We start from the raw sequence: 14,878 nt of genomic DNA, 5'->3' as shown, positions 1-14,878 counted from the left end.
GCTAAGCTTATAAATTTAATCCCTCCCTGCAGATTAAACTTTCCCCAGCTTGGCCCTGAGAAACAGTCTCAAAACACCGGCCACAACCCCGAAGTTCTTCCGCCTGATGTTCCTGAGGATGAAGGAGGGTCTCAGGTAGAACCTCCTGTACGCGAGCTTCAGCAGGTTCATGACCTCCTCGGGTTCAACGTGCTCTCCCTTCATGACAGGCTTACCTGCGGTGTACTCATCGAAGTTCTCTGTGAGGAGCCAGCCATTCTTCCGGGCGAGCTCGTATATCTCCGTTCCCGGATACGGTGTCAGAATCGAGAACTGCGCGTAGTCCGGGTCGAGGGAGAGGGCGAGGTCTATCGTGCTCATCATGTCGCTCCTGCTCTCCACAGGGGCGCCGAGAATGAAGGAGCAGATCGCAAGCATCCCGTGCCTCTTTGTTAGCTCCACAGCCCTCCTCACCTTATCGAGGCTTATCCTCTTCCTGTAGAACCTGAGAACGTCCTCACTCGCCGACTCCACGCCGTAGTAGATCATCTCACACCCCGCTCTCTTCATCTCCCTGAGCATCTCCTCATCTACCGTATCAACCCTCGACGAGCAGCTCCACGAAACGTCCAGGCCCCTCTCCCTGATCTCCCTGCAGATCTCAAGAACCCTGTTCCTGTCGAGCGTGAACGTGTCGTCGCTGAAGGCTATGTTCCTCGCACCAAACTCATCGTAAAGCCACTCGATCTCGTCAACCACATTCCCCGCGCTCCTCATCCTGAACCGCCTGCCCATGAATCTGGACGTCGAGCAGTAGATGCACCCGAAGGGGCATCCTCGAGAGGTGATCACAGGGAAGTAGTTCAGTCTCCTGCCTATGACCCTATACCTATCCATGGGAAGAAGATCGTAGGCGGGGAACGGCAGTGAGTCGAGATCATCGATGTATCCCCTGCCCTCGTTGGAGATCACCCTCCCACCGTCCTTATACACGATCCCCTTAACACCCTCAAGCCCCTTCCCGCTCTCAATTTTCTCAGCGACCTCCACAATCGTGTGCTCACCCTCCCCGACGCACACTGAGTCTACAAAACCGCTTTTTAAAGCGCTGAATGGTGTGAAGGAGACGTGAACGCCTCCAAGCACAACGTGCACGTCTGGAAGCGCCTGCTTCAGCTCCCTCGCAAGCCTCAGCGCGGAGCTAAATGTGGGGGTTGTGGAGGTTATCCCCACCATGAACGAGTTCCTCACCCGCTTAACGAGCTCATGGATGCTGAGCCGCTCCACCATGTTGTCCACTATCTTGACTCTAAAGCCCGCCTCCCTGAGGGCTGAGGCGAGGTAAGCAAGTCCAAGGGGTGGGGTGGAGAAGTCGAGCCTCCTGACGGTCTCGACGTTGCAGGAGGGATTGATGAGGGTGATCATCCGAGACACCTTCAATAAAATAGATTTATATCGTAGTATTTAAAATATATTCTAGACTGCACGGATTGGTGGGTTAAAAGAGATGACTACCTGTTCAGATCCTTTGGCACGCAATGGCCGCCGTTAAGCAGATAATACCTGCAAACGAGCATGTCGCACATGTACTCCGGAATTACGAACTTGTACTTCCAGCACCAGTACCTCTTCACCCTCAATATTTTGTTTTGCAGGTAATTAAATATTGCTCTCCACCGTCTATTATTCACACGGGCATCAAAATCCTAAATATTATATACTCATACAAATTTCCTTAAGTCCGGAATGAGAATCGTGATGAAGTTCGGCGGAACGAGCGTGAAGGATGGCAGGAGCATCCTGCACTGCGCGAACCTCATCAAGAAGTTCTCCAAAAACAATGAGGTAGTTGTCGTGACCTCAGCCATGGCGGGAGTTACAGACTCACTGCTGCATGCAGCGAAAAAGTGCTGCAACGATCCCTCTCCCGGGTTCATAAAGCTGTTCATAGCCGAGATGACGAAGAAGCACTATGATGCTGTTAACGATGCGGTCAGAAACGAGGAGATAAAGTCAAAGGTTCTTTCCAAGGTTGACAAGCTCCTTGATGAGCTCGAAAAGGTTTTGCTCGGCATAAACTATCTCGGAGAGCTCACCCCGAGGAGTCTTGACTACATACTGTCATTCGGAGAGAGGCTTTCTGCTCCAATTCTCTCAGCATCACTCCTCTCGGTTGGGGTTGACAGCCTCGCCCTCGAGGGTGGTGATGCGGGAATTCTCACTGATGAGACGTACGGCAGGGCGAAGCCTCTTCCAGAGGTCTACGGAACGATAAAGAGCAGACTCGAGCCTCTGGTGTCTATAAAGAAGACCGTTCCAGTCGTATCTGGGTTCATTGGAACGACCAAGAGCGGGAACATCACAACTCTCGGCAGAGGTGGGAGCGACCTCACGGCCACGCTGATCGCCTCAGCCCTGAACGCCGATGAGGTCTGGCTGTGGAAGGAAGTCGATGGGGTGATGACCACAGACCCGAAGATAGTTCCCGAGGCGAGGCTGATTCCGGAGATAAGCTATCAGGAGGCGATGGAGCTGTCCCACTTTGGAGCCAAAATCCTCCACCCCAAGGCTCTCGAGCCCGTGATGAAGAAGCGGATCCCGGTCAGGATAAAGAACACGTTCAATCCCGATGCTGAGGGGACGGTGATAAAGGAGAGCGTCACATCAACCAAGGACATCGTGAAGGCCCTCAGCCTCATAGAGAGGGTGGCGATAATCAACATAAGCGGTGCGGGCTTCGACTTCGCTGAGACGATGTCCAACGTCTTCAGAGCACTTGCGGAGAACAAGGTGCACGTAATAATGGTCTCCCAGAGCTCCTCGGAGCTCAACCTGTCCATCGTCGTTGATGAGGCGGATGTGGAGAAGGCCATGAAGGCGCTGAACGGAATGATAAACGGAAACGGCAACGTCTCGAAGATGGAGGACATAGCTGTCATCAGCGCGGTTGGTGCCGGTATGGCAGGAACTCCCGGAGTTGCAGGCAGAATCTTCTCAGCCCTCGGAAGGAACAGGATAAACGTGGTCATGATAAGTCAGAGCTGCAGCGAGTACAACGTGAGCTTCGTCGTTAAAAGAGACGAGGGCAGGAAAGCGGTCAGGGTTTTGCACGAGGAGTTCGAGCTCGGTAGGGGTTCTTAGCCCTTTACTTTCAGGCCACGCCCAACCTTTTTATTGCCCTCCACGCTGCACTCCTTTGTGAGGTTCATAGCCTCATGGGTTTTTAAATGCCCGTACTGGGTGTACCTCAAAAACAAGTACCCGGAGTACGATGGGATAAGCAGGGAGAGTGTGAAAAGGGGGAGAGAGGCGGAAATCAAGTTCAGGGAAGTTCTTGAGGAGAGGAACGTCAAGTTCGCATACCAGAAGTGGCTGACGCTGAAGACGAGGTACTTCACCATCGTGGGAAAGGCCGACTTCCTGACATCCGATGCAGTCTATGAGGTCAAGAGCGTGCGGAGGTTCAGGGAGCCGAGCAGGAACTGGGTGGGGCAGGTGAACCTCTACATGGCCATGAGCGGGAGGAGAAAGGGGGTCATAGTGCAGTACGACGGGCAGGGGTTTGAGGAGCACAGCCTGAGGTTCAGCAGGAGCCTGCTCGACGAGAGCATCTCCTACTTTCAGGATCTGTACTCAGGGAAGTTCACCAGAGACTACACCCAGTGCAGCCACTGCTCCTACAGCTTCATCTGCCTGAAGTGAAAAGCGCCTCCGCATGCCTGTCCGGAATAACCTTGGGGATCTCCCTCTCCCCTTCTGCAACGTCCCGGCTCACGTACAGTCCGCAGTAGCACCTTCCGTACTCTCTGATGTCGGCCTCAGCGTAAACGCAGGGGCATACTATTTTTCTGTCAGTCTCTCTATCTCCAACGATTACCCTGCACGGGCAGTAGGCTATCCCGTACCTCTCCCTGTTGGTCAGCAGCCCTCTGGCAAGCTCGAGGACTATGTCTTTGTCGGGATTTAACGCCCACCCCCTCCTCTCGGCAACCTTGGACAGAACCTCAACATACTCCTCCGGGGTCATTCCACAACCTCCCTTAAAAGGGCCTCCAGCTTTTCCCTATCATAGCCAACAACCACCCGGTCACCGTGAACAACCACAGGCACAGCATACATACCGGCATAGCTGTAAATCTCCCTCATCGCCATCTCCTTCTTCTCCATGTCGAGCTCATCGAGAAATATGACGTCAACATCCGCTCCGTTCTCCCTGAGAAACTTCAGCGTTTTCTTGCAGTAGGGGCAGGTGGTGATCGCGTAGACTTTAATCATGATTTATCTTAAAGAATCTGGTGGATTAAACTGTTTCGTATGCACTTTCCGGAAACTGCAGGAATTCAGAAGCAAAAAAGGACGCCGGGGGTGGGATTCGAACCCACGCGGGCAGAGCCCAGTGGCTTAGCAGGCCACCGCCTTACCACTCGGCAACCCCGGCTTTGAACAGGCTAAGCGCTCTCAATTTTTAAACATTTTGATGGAAAATGTTGGGAATGGGGGCAGGACTACTCCACCACGGTGAAGTGAACCACCGTGACGAACTCCTCGTCCCTCACCTTTCCGTATATCCTCTTCAGAGCCTCTATGAGCTCCTCCCTGCTCTCGAAGCCGTCAAGCTTTGCATCATCATCTGTGAGCTCCTTAACTCTCTTGACCACAACCTTGTCCACCCTCGCCCTGGCGAAAGGTTTGTTGTCCGCTGTCAGATCCACGATCCTTCCGACAGGGTACCTCTTTATCCCCTTTCTGACAGTAGTTACCTTCCTGCCGTCGATTATCGCCTCAACATACTCTGAATCGAAATTAATCCTCTTCTGCTCCATGATACCACTCCCAGACCTTTTTTAACGCCTTCAACATCCTCCTGTAAGCGCGACTGTCGTCAATCTCTCTCCAGTGCCGCATCATGAGGCACTTGGCAACCAGAACCCTCTCCTCCCTCTCGTCCAGATCGGCCTTATCAGTTCTCGTGTAGTAATACCTCACGAGCGGTCTCGCTATGTCGGAAACGTACTCGAAAAGGCTGTGACCCTGGAAGTACTTCTTCATCCTTCTCCTCTCGACCCTCGTGTACTCTGGCTCGCACGCCCTGATCTCCTTCCTCAGGCTGTTGAGCAACCCTATCGCGGTTTCGAGCTCAATGTCTTTCAGCTCATCCCCTAAATACTCTATCACCCTCCTCACGAACTCCGCGTTTATGTCATCTATCCTTGACTGGATGTGCATCTTCAGAGCCCTCAGCACTATCACGGTGTGCTCTCCAGAGACCTCGTTCCTCTGGGGGGTTATGTGCACCGGCACGAACCCGTTCCTCGACCAGAACCTCAAAAGCTCTGGAGAAACGCCAAACCCGCTCCCAGCCCAGTCCATATCCCTGCTTTCGGCCCACTCCACCAGCCTCTGGAGGGCGAAGCTCCCAATGCCCATGTCCATGACAGATGGATGGGTGGCTATCCTGACGATCCTGATTCCAGTAAGCTCGGGGAAAGAGTAGTCCCAGTAGTGCTTGAGTATCAGGTCGGGGATTATCTGACCCTTGGGCTTGTAGCCGTCCGAAAGCTTCCTCACCGTCTCCTCGTCCATCCCCCCCTCAACGGCAACATGGAGGGAGCAGACGGTCTTTCCGTTCACCTTCACCCTGAGCGGGAGGTGATTTGGCATGTCGAGGAGGATTACCAGATCGGAAGGCCTGTTCCTGTAGTGGGCGAGCACGTATATCCCGAAAAACTCTCTCAGGAGTTCGTCATCTTCTATGAGCGCATCCTTGTCGATCTCCTCGAACTCCAGCTCGCCCTTCCTTATCTTCTCAATGTCGCTTTCGTCAAGCTCAGCAGGCTGGGCGTCGAGCAGCAGGACATCGTACAGCCACCTCTCGATCGGGTCTCCGGAGCCGTACCTTATGGGCTCCCTTAGGTGTATCTTGACTATCTCTATGTCCTCCTCCTGCTCTATCCTCTTGAGGAACCTTATGGCGAACCCCCTTCCGGTCCCCTCGTAGCCGTGGATCGTTGTTGAGAATATCGCGTACTTCACGCCCTCGATTATCCTGAGAAGGACGGGCACGTCAATACCCGCAGCTTCATCCACTATCACCACGTCGGCAAAGTCCTTCTCCACCATCGCCCTCATAGGCACAGCATACTCAACCCTCGCGTACCTGCTGTTTATCACCGTGACCTTGTCACCGCTCTTCTTCTCGCTGAAGTTTTTCATCCCCTGTCTCACCAGAGCCTTCTTCAGAAATTCGAAGTACGTCTGAACCGCCTGCGGGCTGGGTGCGACGACGAGCACCCTGACAGGCCTCTTCAGCACCCTCTCGAGCCTCGAGATGATGTAGGGCGTGACTATCCCGAGAACCGCCGTCTTTCCCCTTCCTCTGTCTGCTGTTATAACCACCGCTTTCCTGTCCTTCTTTCTGTCGAAGAAGGTCTCAAAGCTCTCCAGAACCCTGACCTGATCCTGAGTTGCGCAGAGCTTGTACAGCTTCTTCTTTATCTCCCTTTTTTCAGGGATGACTATCTCCTCTCTCGACTCAAACTCCTTCGTGAACTCGTACTTCTTGACGATCTTTCTCTTATCGGCGTCAAAAATTATCACTCCCTGAGCCTGAAGGGTCTTCTTTATGAACCTCCTGTAAAATCTTGGAACGACATCCTCAACAGTGTATGGCTCGCTTACCAGATCCTCATGCCACTTCCCCTTTAAATCAAACCAGGCATCAACCGGGGGTGAGAGGGCGAGAATTATCCCACCCTCCCTGACGGTCTCGATTAAAATTCCCAGATCGTTGGGGTGAAAACCCTCGGTCAGATCTATTATCAGGCTGTCGTAGGTCTGACCCAGAACCTTTCCGCTCTCCTTGTAGTGGATGATATCTCCGTCAAAGTACTTCTCCGCGAGCTCGTTGAAGTAGCTCCTGCCAGCAAGGAGCAGTCTCTCCGAGCCCTTTTTCCTGTTCCTCGCCTTGAGGTGGTGCTTGTACGCTCTCTTGGCGATCTTCATCACCCTGTCGTTCAGATCCTTGGAGCAGATGAAGACCATGTACCTGTGCCTGTTCTCGTTGGCAGTTCTGCAGGCTCTCTCGATCTCACTCATAAGTGCTCTCACGGTCATTCCATTCTCATTGCGCTGTGCAGATTTTTAAATGTTCTCAGCGATTATCGAGGAATCGTGACAGATTTCGGTGATGATTATTTTTTATTGATAGCAATCAATACTTAAATAATTATTTATAACTCCAAAAAATTTTATATGCACTAATGAATACGTATCAATACAAACAAAGGGAGGTGGTTGCATGGACACGGCACCGCTGAAAAGTCTGGGATTCATAATCGGCATCCTGATGGCCTCTGCGATAATAGCGTTCAGCCTGATAGTGCCGATGGCAGGGCTGATTTAACACCAAAATTTTTTGTTTAGTCGAGTGCAGGATTAAGAAAAGGAAAATCTATGAACGTCAAGCCGTCAAATTACTTGATTAGGAGCAACCTTTTTATCCAATTCTTGGAAAAATTAGATGTGATGATCGAAACAGTTGAGCTTCTCAAAGAAATCAAAAGAAAGCTTGAAGAAATTGACGAGAAGATAGAGAACTTTATGGGATTTTGCGAGCTCAGTGAAGAAGAGCTGGAGATGATAGAGCGAGACATCGAAGCTTACGAAGAAGACGATCTTGAGCTCATAGATGTCCAAGATGCAAAGAGGATCCTGAATGTTTAGGGTTAAGCTGCACAGACGAGTTATCAAGTTTCTCGAAGGATTGGACAAGAACGATAGAAGAAGGATTTTTCTCTGCTATTGAAAAGCTTGAAGACCTGTTTTCTCAACCTTACGAGAAAGTAAAAGGACGGAAAGACCTCTACAAAATTCGCGTTGGAGGCTACAGAATCATCTATCGAGTGGACAAAAAGAACAGAATCGTTTCAGTCCACATTGTGTATAAAAGAGAAAGGGTCTATGATCGCCTGTAAAAGGAAAACATCTTTTGAAACCACCTATCTTCAAATCCGATCTGAATCACACATACACCTTACCGTTCTCGCCTAAAAATAGATGAAAACCGTGAAATCCCAAAACGAAGAATGAAATTCACTTGAAATACTTCTCCGCCGTTTCCAGTGCCCTTGCAACGAGCTCTGCCGACTGGTCGAGATCCTTGAGGGATATGACCTCTACAGGTGTGTGGATGTATCTTGCGGGAACGGAGACAACCCCGGTCGGTATTCCAGACTTGGTCAGGTGGATTGCCGTGGCGTCGGTGGTTCCTCCCTCACCAACCTCGAGCTGGTACTCGATCTTGCTGCCCTCAGCTGTCTCGACAAGCCAGTCAAGAACCCTCTTTGGAGCAATCAAGCCCCTGCCTGATGCGTCAGCCACTGTGATCACTGGCCCCTTGTCGAGCTTAACGTCAATCTTTACGCTCTCAGCACCCGGGTAGTCTGTGGAGGGGGCGACATCAAGCGCGAGGGCAACATCAGGGGTTATGGCATAGGCTGAGATTCTCGCACCCTTTAGCCCGACCTCCTCCTGAACCGTCCCGACGGCATAGATCGTCGCCCTGCTCTCAGTCCTCTTGACCGCCTCGATCATCGCCGCCACTCCGGCCCTGTTGTCCATCGCCTTCCCGGTGACCATGTTGCCGAGCCTCACGCACTCCCTGTCAACTGTGACGGGCGTTCCCACCTCTATCCCGAGCTCCTTCACCTCGTCCCTGCTGCTCGCCCCGACATCGATGAACATGTCCCTTATCTCAATCACCTTCCTCCTCTCGTCCTCCTTCATGAAGTGCGGGGGCTTGCAGCCCAGAACGCCAACGACCTTACCCTTCCTTCCGTGCAGAACGACCCTCTGGTTGACTGCAGTCTGGCTGAACCACCCGCCGATCGGGGTTATCCTCAGGTACCCGTTATCCTCGATGTACTTCACCATGAAACCTATCTCGTCCATGTGGGCTGCAAGCATCTCCGTGAACTCGTTTCCGTTCTTTATGCAGATTATGTTCCCGAACTTGTCCACCCTGATCTCGTCAACATGGTCTTCAAGCTCGGCCCTTATTACCTCCCTGACCTCGTCCTCATAGCCCGAGATGCCGTGCGCGTCGCTCAACCTCTTTATCAGGTTCTCGAGATTCTCATACATGAGACCACCTCACTCAAGCACCGCGTGCCTGTCCTCAAGATCCTTCTCGGTCAGGTTCCTCACGCTCATGAGCTCAGCTATCAGAGCGTCGAGGAATATCATAACGGTCAGCTCGAACATGGTCCCGAGGGGGGCGATCTTGGAGAGCTCCTCGTCCTTCTCAGTCTTTATCTTGCCCTTTATCGTCACGACTATGTCGGCCATTTTGGCGAGGGATGATGAGTTGTTGCTGGTTATCGCAACGAGCTTGGAGCCGATCATCTCCTTGGCTTTCCTGCTTATGTTCACCACTGACGTCGTCTCTCCGGAGCCGGAGATGGCTATGAGAAGGTCGTCCTTCCCGATTCTCGGTGTCACGGTCTCCCCAACCACGTATACGTTGTAGCCGCAGTGCATCAGCCTCATGGCGAACGACTTCGCTACGAAGCCGCTCCTTCCAGCCCCCATCACGAATATGCTCCTCGCGCTCTGTATTGACTCTATCATCCTCTCTATCTCGTCGATGTTCAGGTTCTCCTTGAGCGAGCGTATCTGGTTCTCCATCGCATCGAGGAATTTGACAATCTGCTCACCAGTCATCGCTACCCCCTTACGATGTTTGTTCAGTGGCGGCTATTAAATTTTGGGATTAAAAATAAATACGTCGGGAATCTTTAAATTCCCCTCTCACAAATCGAAACACATGCTGATCCTCGCACTCGACGTTGTGGATCACGAGAGGGCTCTGAAAGTTGCGAAGGATACCGCCGAATTCGTTTCCGCCATAAAGGTGAACTACCCCCTCGTTCTCACCGCGGGAGTGGACGTGATATCCGAGCTGTCGGAAATCCGGCCCGTAATAGCAGACTTCAAGATAGCAGACATACCATACACGAGCGGGCTTATAGCCAAGATAGTCTTCGAGAAGGGTGTCAGGGCTGTAATCGCCCACGGATTCGTCGGAAGGGACACGCTGCAGGAGGTAAGGAGAGTTGCAAGTGACTACGATGGAGAGGTGTACGTCGTCACCGAGCTGAGCAGCACGGGGGGAAAGGAGTTCATGTCCGAACACGCCCTTGAGATTGCAAAGCTTGCTGAGAGCGTTGGCTGTGACGGACTGATTGCACCAGCAACAAGGCCGGACAGGATCAGGGCGGTGAAGAGCGCCGCTCCATCCCTGAAGGTGCTCTGTCCCGGAGTCGGGGCGCAGGGGGGCAGTGTTGAGGATGTTATGAAGGCGGGTGCGGATGCCATAATCGTCGGCAGGGCGATATACAACTCGCCAGACCCAAGAGAGTCTGCAAGGCGATACTTCGAGGAGTTGAGGTCTGTGAGGGAGAAGATTGACAGGAAGGATGGAAAAGCTAATTAATGTGGAATTTTAATTTTATTTCATGAAGGTAGCTATTCTCGGCGCGGGTGCGATGGGCTCGGCTCTGACGATACCCTATTCTGAGAAAAACGAGGTCGTGCTGTGGGGAACTGAGTACGACGTGCCCATCCTCGAGAAGATCAGAAGGGGAGAGAAGCATCCGAGGATCGACGAGAGGGTTGCTGTAAACGATATCCTCAACCCGGACGAGCTCGACAAGGCCCTTAACGCCGACATACTGGTTATAGCAGTCAGCACGGAGGGCGTGATGCCGATATTCGAGCAGATATCCGACTCTCTGAAGGATCAGGTGATAATAACTCTCGCAAAGGGATTCATTGACGAGGGAGAGATCCTCACAATCCCTCAGGCAATATGGCATGAGAGGAAGGACCTGAAGAGAAACATTGCCGCGATAACCGGGCCGTCAATAGCTAAGGAGGTCGCCAAGAAGCTCCCGACCCACGTTGTCTACTCCTCCCTCGGAGACAGAACCCTGAAGGTCGTGAAGGAGTACCTCGAAACCGACTACTACAGGATATCCCTGACCCACGACATTGTGGGCTGCGAGACAGCCTCAGCACTAAAAAACGTCTACTCCATAGCCATCGCGTGGATAAGGGGGATTGAGAGCAGAAAGGGGAACGTCACAATGAACAACCTCAAGGGGATTATTGTGACGCAGGCCCTAAGGGAGATAGGAACCCTCGTGAGGGCCAACGGGGGGAAGACTGAGACTGTTTACGACCTCACAGGTATCGGTGACCTGATAGCCACCTTCAGGGGTGGTAGAAACGGGATGCTCGGAGAGCTGCTTGGGAAGGGGTACGACATAGACTCAGCACTCAAGGAGCTCGAGAGGAGGGGTGTTGGAGTTGTTGAGGGTTATGTGAACGCGGAGAGAGCATACAGACTTGCAGAAACCCTTGACCACAAGGGCAAGCTGAAGATGGAGGAGCTGCCACTGCTCGAGGGAATTAACGACGTCCTCTACAACGGAAAAGATGCTGAAGAGGTCATACACGACCTCTTCTAAACCTCAAACTTTTGAGTAGTACTCCCTCATGTAGTAGTCCAGCGCCTCCTCGAAGTACCCTCTCCTCAGCACACCAGCGGGCGTTTCCACCTCGAACACCCTCTCCGGCAGATCGCTCAGCGACGGGACGTATCCCATCTCCTTCTTCAGCCTGACCTTCTCGAGGTAGATCCTTCTCCCGGCCTCGTTCAGCTCATCCACACCCATCTCCACTCCAAGCGGTTCGAAAGCCCTGCTGACGAGCTCTGGACTGAACACGCCCCTCGCGAAGAAGCACACGACGAGGCTCGACAGCACCTGCCTCCACATCTCCTCCTTCACGAGCCTGTCCACAGCCTCTCTCGCCTCAAGCTTGGGCTGTTTCTGGTCAAGCGAGTAGCCGCCGTTGTCGAGGTGGCTGTGCCTCATGCCTATCAGCAGGCCCACATAGTTGGCATAGCCCGTGTTGTAGCCGGGGATCTCGTTGCCCGCGACGGCTATCGCGAACTCCTCCCCACCGTACTTCTTTGCAGCGAACCTCACGCCCCTCGCAAGTGCCTCGTAGAACTCGTTTGGCTGCTCGACGAGGTAGTCTATCGCCTTCAAATAGCTGTCAGCGTCTCCAAAGCTCAGCCTGACTATTGTCTCTTTCTCGCTGACCACACCCCTCTCCAGAGCCTCCGTTGCCCAGGCGAGGCACACTCCGGTGCTGATCGCGTCAAGGCCGTAGGTCTCGACCCTGTGTATCAGCCTCAGCAAGTCATCCCTTCTCGTCACCCCGATCATTGATCCGAGGGCGTAGATCAGCTCGTAATCGTAGCTGATCATGAGGGTCTTGTAGAAGTACCTCTCGTTCTCGTACTCCTGCCTGAGAACGGCTATGTGGATGCAGGCCGTCGGGCAGTGGGCACAGGCTATCCTCCGTCCAAGGCTGTGTTCTGCGAGGCTCTCACCGCTTATGTCCTCGCACTCTATGTAGTTCTCCGTCAGGTTTTTGACTGGAAGTGCCCTGAGTTCCCTGAGGGGCAGGACGTTTTCCGCCGTTCCCAAAAGGTGATACTTCTTCATCGCGTCGCTCTCAACACCCAGCCTGTAGATCTCCCTGTAAACCTCCCTGTACCTCTCTGGGTCTCTCGGCCTGAATGTCTTCTTACCCCTCACGACAACAGCAAGCAGGTTCTTGCTCCCGAAGACCGCTCCAAGCCCGAGCCTTCCAAAGTGCCTGTACGTCTCGGTTGTAACGCACGCAAACCTTACCAGCTTCTCTCCACCGTAACCTGCCCTCACTATGCTCCTCTCGCCCTTTCCACCTTCTATCTCAGCAAGAATTCTGCTCAGGATAAGCGAGTCCCTTATCCCCCTGAGAGACCTTCCGTCCCTGAAGTGCACCCTGTCCTCATCAACCACCACGTAAACGGGCTTGTCGCTCCTGCCCTCGATCACCATTGCCGTATAGCCAGCAGATGCGAGAGCTGTGGCCGTTCTGCCGCCAGCATGACTTTCACCCAGCTCTCCGGTTAGGGGGCTCTTGAACATCGCTACAGTTTTTGAGGCGTAGGGGTAGGCGAGGGTGAACGGGCCGTTGGCGAAGACTATGACGTTCTCCTCGCTCAGCGGGTCGGCCTTTAGATCCCTCATGCTCTCCCTGAACAGCTGAACCGCAATGCCCACTCCTCCAATCCACTCCTCGACGAGCTCCGGCCTCTCCTCGACCTCATAGCTGTAGTCGGTCAGGTTTATCCTGAGAACCCTGTCCCTCATGCCTCAACCACCTCCAGAACTCCGTGGGGGCAGAAGTCAACGCAGTACCCGCAGTGGACGCAGACGGCTATCTTGCCATCATCTCTCCCAAATATCGCCCCGATCTTGCACGCATCCACGCACGTCCTGCACCCCAAGCAATCCTTCTCGCTGTAAGTGACCCCTCCTCCCTTCCTCGGCCTCAGAGCGTTTGTCGGGCACACCTGAGCGCATGGAGGCTCAGCGCAAGCGTGGCAGAAGATGACCGTCGCCCCCCTCTCGAACCCGCTCAGGCTCACAGCCCTTATGCCCGCATGACCTATACCCATCCTCGGATCCCTGGCGTTTTTTCTTGAGCATGCGAACATGCAAAGCCCGCAGCCCACGCACTTCTCCGGGTCAGCCAGCCTCAGCACCTTCATCTCTCAGTACCTCCTCCATGGCCTGAATGAACTCCTCCTCCCTACCCATGTCGATGACCGTCGCTGCGGCGATCTTGTGGGTCGCGTCCGCGTATCCCCCAACAATCTGGCTGGCCTTTGGAATCAGGATGTCAAGGCCAGGCATCTTTCCGTTGAGGATCATCCTCTCGAGGCTCGATGGCGTTCTGCCGCTCACTTTCACCCCCTTCCAGTCGATCCTGCCGAGATCGGGTATCACCGGCGGGATGTGCTGGAAGCCGATGAGGTACTTGGTCGGCTTCATGAAGCTCATGTCCTTGATTAGCTGGCAGAACTCTCCGATCGTCTTCACACCCATCGGATCGAACCTGTCCTCCACGCTGAACCACTGGATGTGCTCCGTTTCGTTCATTCCACCGCTCATCAGCCTCTCTATCTCGCTCCTGAACTTCTCCTCCTTCATCTTCTCGAGCTTCTCCACCTTGGACAGGATTCTGTCATTGAACCCGTTGAAGCACACCTCCACACCATCCCTGTAGCCCCTCTCCAGATACCCTACAGCGCCGAGGATCGTCAGCCTCCTCGCAACGGAGTCCGCGTACTCCCCAAACTTCTTGATGTAGTACCTCTCCCTTACCCCCTCGAGCCTTATCGTGACCTGTCCCATCCTGACGGCCTCATTGAGCACGTACCTGTCAAAGCCGAGCACGCCTCCGTATCTGTCGTGGTAGTCTCCGACGGCACCGAGAAGGGCTATGTAGGCGTAGTTCTCTATCTCCGGCCAGACGCGTCTGGCAAACAGGTAGTTGAGGGCGGAGGCGGAGATGAAGATGTCTCCGGACACGCCCGCCAGCTCCGGGTCAAGGATGTAGACCTTGTCTCCGTCGGTCATCTTCGCGGGGTGGTGGTCGATGATGAAGGACACGCTGTTGTCTCCAGTGTACTTCTCTATAATGTGGGACGCGAGGCCTCCGAGGTCGGTGTAGATGAAGATCCCCTCCCTGTCGTCGTGTATTTTCTCTATGACCGCAGGGTACACCTTCTCGACGCATATGAGCTCGAAGTTTGCGTTTATCCCCTCGAGCATGGCCTTCAGTATAGAGGCCGAGCAGATTCCGTCCGCGTCGTTGTGGTGGATCACTGTGATGAGGTCACCGTTCTCCTTCTTCAGGAACTTCTCAGCAACCTCATCTATCAACTGGTTGAACCTTTCATCCACAATGTAATCCATGTTCAATTGTTGTCATAATA

The 14,878-nt window shown here is 53.5% G+C and carries 16 protein-coding genes, 1 tRNA gene and 1 pseudogene; 6 read left to right on the top strand and 12 right to left on the bottom strand.

From position 1 onward, the window contains the following. Positions 1-33 precede the first annotated feature (33 nt). Both GAH_RS09250 and GAH_RS11055 read right to left on the bottom strand, forming a co-directional pair. Positions 34-1,404 (bottom strand): B12-binding domain-containing radical SAM protein, encoded by a 1,371-nt coding sequence (locus GAH_RS09250; protein WP_052747839.1) that lies wholly within the window; start codon positions 1,402-1,404, stop codon positions 34-36. An 86-nt stretch (positions 1,405-1,490) separates the two neighbouring features. Continuing rightward, the gene (locus tag GAH_RS11055; RefSeq protein ID WP_281173928.1) at positions 1,491-1,613 is read right to left on the bottom strand and encodes a hypothetical protein; all 123 of its coding nucleotides are present in this window, start codon (positions 1,611-1,613) and stop codon (positions 1,491-1,493) included. Between the two features lie 112 nt (positions 1,614-1,725). On the opposite strand from GAH_RS11055, the gene GAH_RS09245 reads away from it, so the two are divergent. Both GAH_RS09245 and GAH_RS09240 read left to right on the top strand, forming a co-directional pair. Next, positions 1,726-3,120, top strand: coding sequence for an aspartate kinase (locus GAH_RS09245; protein WP_048096323.1), 1,395 nt, complete (start codon positions 1,726-1,728; stop codon positions 3,118-3,120). A gap of 57 nt (positions 3,121-3,177) precedes the next feature. Continuing rightward, complete coding sequence (locus tag GAH_RS09240) at positions 3,178-3,681, top strand: PD-(D/E)XK nuclease family protein (protein ID WP_048096322.1); 504 nt, start codon at positions 3,178-3,180, stop codon at positions 3,679-3,681. On the opposite strand, the gene GAH_RS09235 is transcribed toward GAH_RS09240, so the two are convergent. The 5 genes from GAH_RS09235 to GAH_RS09215 all read right to left on the bottom strand — a co-directional run bounded on the left by GAH_RS09235 (position 3,665) and on the right by GAH_RS09215 (position 7,092). Continuing rightward, complete coding sequence (locus tag GAH_RS09235; protein WP_048096321.1) at positions 3,665-4,006, bottom strand: ferredoxin-thioredoxin reductase catalytic domain-containing protein; 342 nt, start codon at positions 4,004-4,006, stop codon at positions 3,665-3,667. The genes GAH_RS09240 and GAH_RS09235 overlap by 17 nt on opposite strands. After that, entirely contained in the window at positions 4,003-4,254 is a 252-nt protein-coding gene (locus GAH_RS09230) for a glutaredoxin domain-containing protein (protein ID WP_048096320.1), read from the bottom strand. Before GAH_RS09230 ends, GAH_RS09235 begins: the two co-directional genes overlap by 4 nt. An 82-nt stretch (positions 4,255-4,336) precedes the next feature. Then, positions 4,337-4,417: transfer RNA gene (locus tag GAH_RS09225), tRNA-Ser, on the bottom strand. A gap of 67 nt (positions 4,418-4,484) precedes the next feature. Next, on the bottom strand, positions 4,485-4,802 hold the full coding sequence (locus tag GAH_RS09220) for an ASCH domain-containing protein (protein ID WP_048096319.1): 318 nt from the start codon (positions 4,800-4,802) through the stop codon (positions 4,485-4,487). Next, positions 4,783-7,092 carry a tRNA(Met) cytidine acetyltransferase TmcA gene (locus GAH_RS09215; RefSeq protein ID WP_048096317.1) on the bottom strand — a complete coding sequence of 770 codons (2,310 nt, stop codon included), beginning with the start codon at positions 7,090-7,092 and terminating at the stop codon, positions 4,783-4,785. Before GAH_RS09215 ends, GAH_RS09220 begins: the two co-directional genes overlap by 20 nt. A 411-nt stretch (positions 7,093-7,503) precedes the next feature. Here GAH_RS09215 and GAH_RS09210 point away from each other — a divergent pair, with 411 nt between their 5' ends. Both GAH_RS09210 and GAH_RS11095 read left to right on the top strand, forming a co-directional pair. Continuing rightward, positions 7,504-7,701: a hypothetical protein gene (locus tag GAH_RS09210; RefSeq protein WP_156967451.1), complete on the top strand. Its 198-nt coding sequence runs from the start codon at positions 7,504-7,506 to the stop codon at positions 7,699-7,701. A 41-nt stretch (positions 7,702-7,742) separates the two neighbouring features. Beyond that, positions 7,743-7,952, top strand: a pseudogene (locus tag GAH_RS11095) (type II toxin-antitoxin system RelE family toxin); the annotation flags it as partial. Between the two features lie 118 nt (positions 7,953-8,070). Here the strand turns inward: GAH_RS11095 and GAH_RS09205 are convergent. After that, a complete protein-coding gene (locus tag GAH_RS09205; protein ID WP_048096314.1) occupies positions 8,071-9,120 on the bottom strand; it encodes a M42 family metallopeptidase in 1,050 nt (349 codons plus the stop codon). A gap of 9 nt (positions 9,121-9,129) precedes the next feature. Then, positions 9,130-9,699, bottom strand: a complete 570-nt coding sequence (gene hxlB / locus GAH_RS09200; RefSeq protein WP_048096313.1) for a 6-phospho-3-hexuloisomerase — start codon at positions 9,697-9,699, stop codon at positions 9,130-9,132. A gap of 103 nt (positions 9,700-9,802) precedes the next feature. On the opposite strand from hxlB, the gene pyrF reads away from it, so the two are divergent. Further along, on the top strand, positions 9,803-10,471 hold the full coding sequence (gene pyrF, locus GAH_RS09195; protein ID WP_048096312.1) for an orotidine-5'-phosphate decarboxylase: 669 nt from the start codon (positions 9,803-9,805) through the stop codon (positions 10,469-10,471). Between the two features lie 22 nt (positions 10,472-10,493). Next, positions 10,494-11,507: an NAD(P)H-dependent glycerol-3-phosphate dehydrogenase gene (locus GAH_RS09190; RefSeq protein ID WP_048096311.1), complete on the top strand. Its 1,014-nt coding sequence runs from the start codon at positions 10,494-10,496 to the stop codon at positions 11,505-11,507. 3 nt (positions 11,508-11,510) lie between these two features. Here the strand turns inward: GAH_RS09190 and GAH_RS09185 are convergent, their stop codons facing one another. Genes GAH_RS09185 through GAH_RS09175 form a run of 3 tightly spaced genes read right to left on the bottom strand, consistent with a single transcriptional unit; the run spans position 11,511 to position 14,858 of the window. Further along, a complete protein-coding gene (locus GAH_RS09185; protein WP_048096310.1) occupies positions 11,511-13,247 on the bottom strand; it encodes an aldehyde ferredoxin oxidoreductase family protein in 1,737 nt (578 codons plus the stop codon). After that, positions 13,244-13,648, bottom strand: a complete 405-nt coding sequence (locus tag GAH_RS09180) for a 4Fe-4S binding protein (protein WP_048096308.1) — start codon at positions 13,646-13,648, stop codon at positions 13,244-13,246. Before GAH_RS09180 ends, GAH_RS09185 begins: the two co-directional genes overlap by 4 nt. Further along, positions 13,626-14,858, bottom strand: a complete 1,233-nt coding sequence (locus tag GAH_RS09175) for a single-stranded-DNA-specific exonuclease RecJ (protein ID WP_048096306.1) — start codon at positions 14,856-14,858, stop codon at positions 13,626-13,628. The genes GAH_RS09180 and GAH_RS09175 overlap by 23 nt, the downstream gene beginning before the upstream one ends. Between the last annotated feature and the right edge of the window lie 20 nt (positions 14,859-14,878).

Origin of the sequence: Geoglobus ahangari (genome assembly GCF_001006045.1) — an archaeon.
GTDB classification, from domain to species: Archaea; Halobacteriota; Archaeoglobi; order Archaeoglobales; family Archaeoglobaceae; genus Geoglobus; species Geoglobus ahangari.
Note: the sequence above shows the minus strand (reverse complement) of the source record. Positions and strands in the feature narration are given on the sequence as shown.

Coding starts and splice junctions, on each gene's coding strand:
- GAH_RS09175 (WP_048096306.1), bottom strand. CDS start 14,858: ATGGATTACATTGTGGATGAAAGGTTCAACCAGTTGATAGATGAGGTT.
- GAH_RS09230 (WP_048096320.1), bottom strand. CDS start 4,254: ATGATTAAAGTCTACGCGATCACCACCTGCCCCTACTGCAAGAAAACG.
- GAH_RS09180 (WP_048096308.1), bottom strand. CDS start 13,648: ATGAAGGTGCTGAGGCTGGCTGACCCGGAGAAGTGCGTGGGCTGCGGG.
- GAH_RS09250 (WP_052747839.1), bottom strand. CDS start 1,404: ATGATCACCCTCATCAATCCCTCCTGCAACGTCGAGACCGTCAGGAGG.
- GAH_RS09210 (WP_156967451.1), top strand. CDS start 7,504: ATGATCGAAACAGTTGAGCTTCTCAAAGAAATCAAAAGAAAGCTTGAA.
- hxlB (WP_048096313.1), bottom strand. CDS start 9,699: ATGACTGGTGAGCAGATTGTCAAATTCCTCGATGCGATGGAGAACCAG.
- GAH_RS09190 (WP_048096311.1), top strand. CDS start 10,494: ATGAAGGTAGCTATTCTCGGCGCGGGTGCGATGGGCTCGGCTCTGACG.
- GAH_RS09185 (WP_048096310.1), bottom strand. CDS start 13,247: ATGAGGGACAGGGTTCTCAGGATAAACCTGACCGACTACAGCTATGAG.
- pyrF (WP_048096312.1), top strand. CDS start 9,803: ATGCTGATCCTCGCACTCGACGTTGTGGATCACGAGAGGGCTCTGAAA.
- GAH_RS09245 (WP_048096323.1), top strand. CDS start 1,726: ATGAGAATCGTGATGAAGTTCGGCGGAACGAGCGTGAAGGATGGCAGG.
- GAH_RS09215 (WP_048096317.1), bottom strand. CDS start 7,092: ATGACCGTGAGAGCACTTATGAGTGAGATCGAGAGAGCCTGCAGAACT.
- GAH_RS09205 (WP_048096314.1), bottom strand. CDS start 9,120: ATGTATGAGAATCTCGAGAACCTGATAAAGAGGTTGAGCGACGCGCAC.
- GAH_RS09220 (WP_048096319.1), bottom strand. CDS start 4,802: ATGGAGCAGAAGAGGATTAATTTCGATTCAGAGTATGTTGAGGCGATA.
- GAH_RS09235 (WP_048096321.1), bottom strand. CDS start 4,006: ATGACCCCGGAGGAGTATGTTGAGGTTCTGTCCAAGGTTGCCGAGAGG.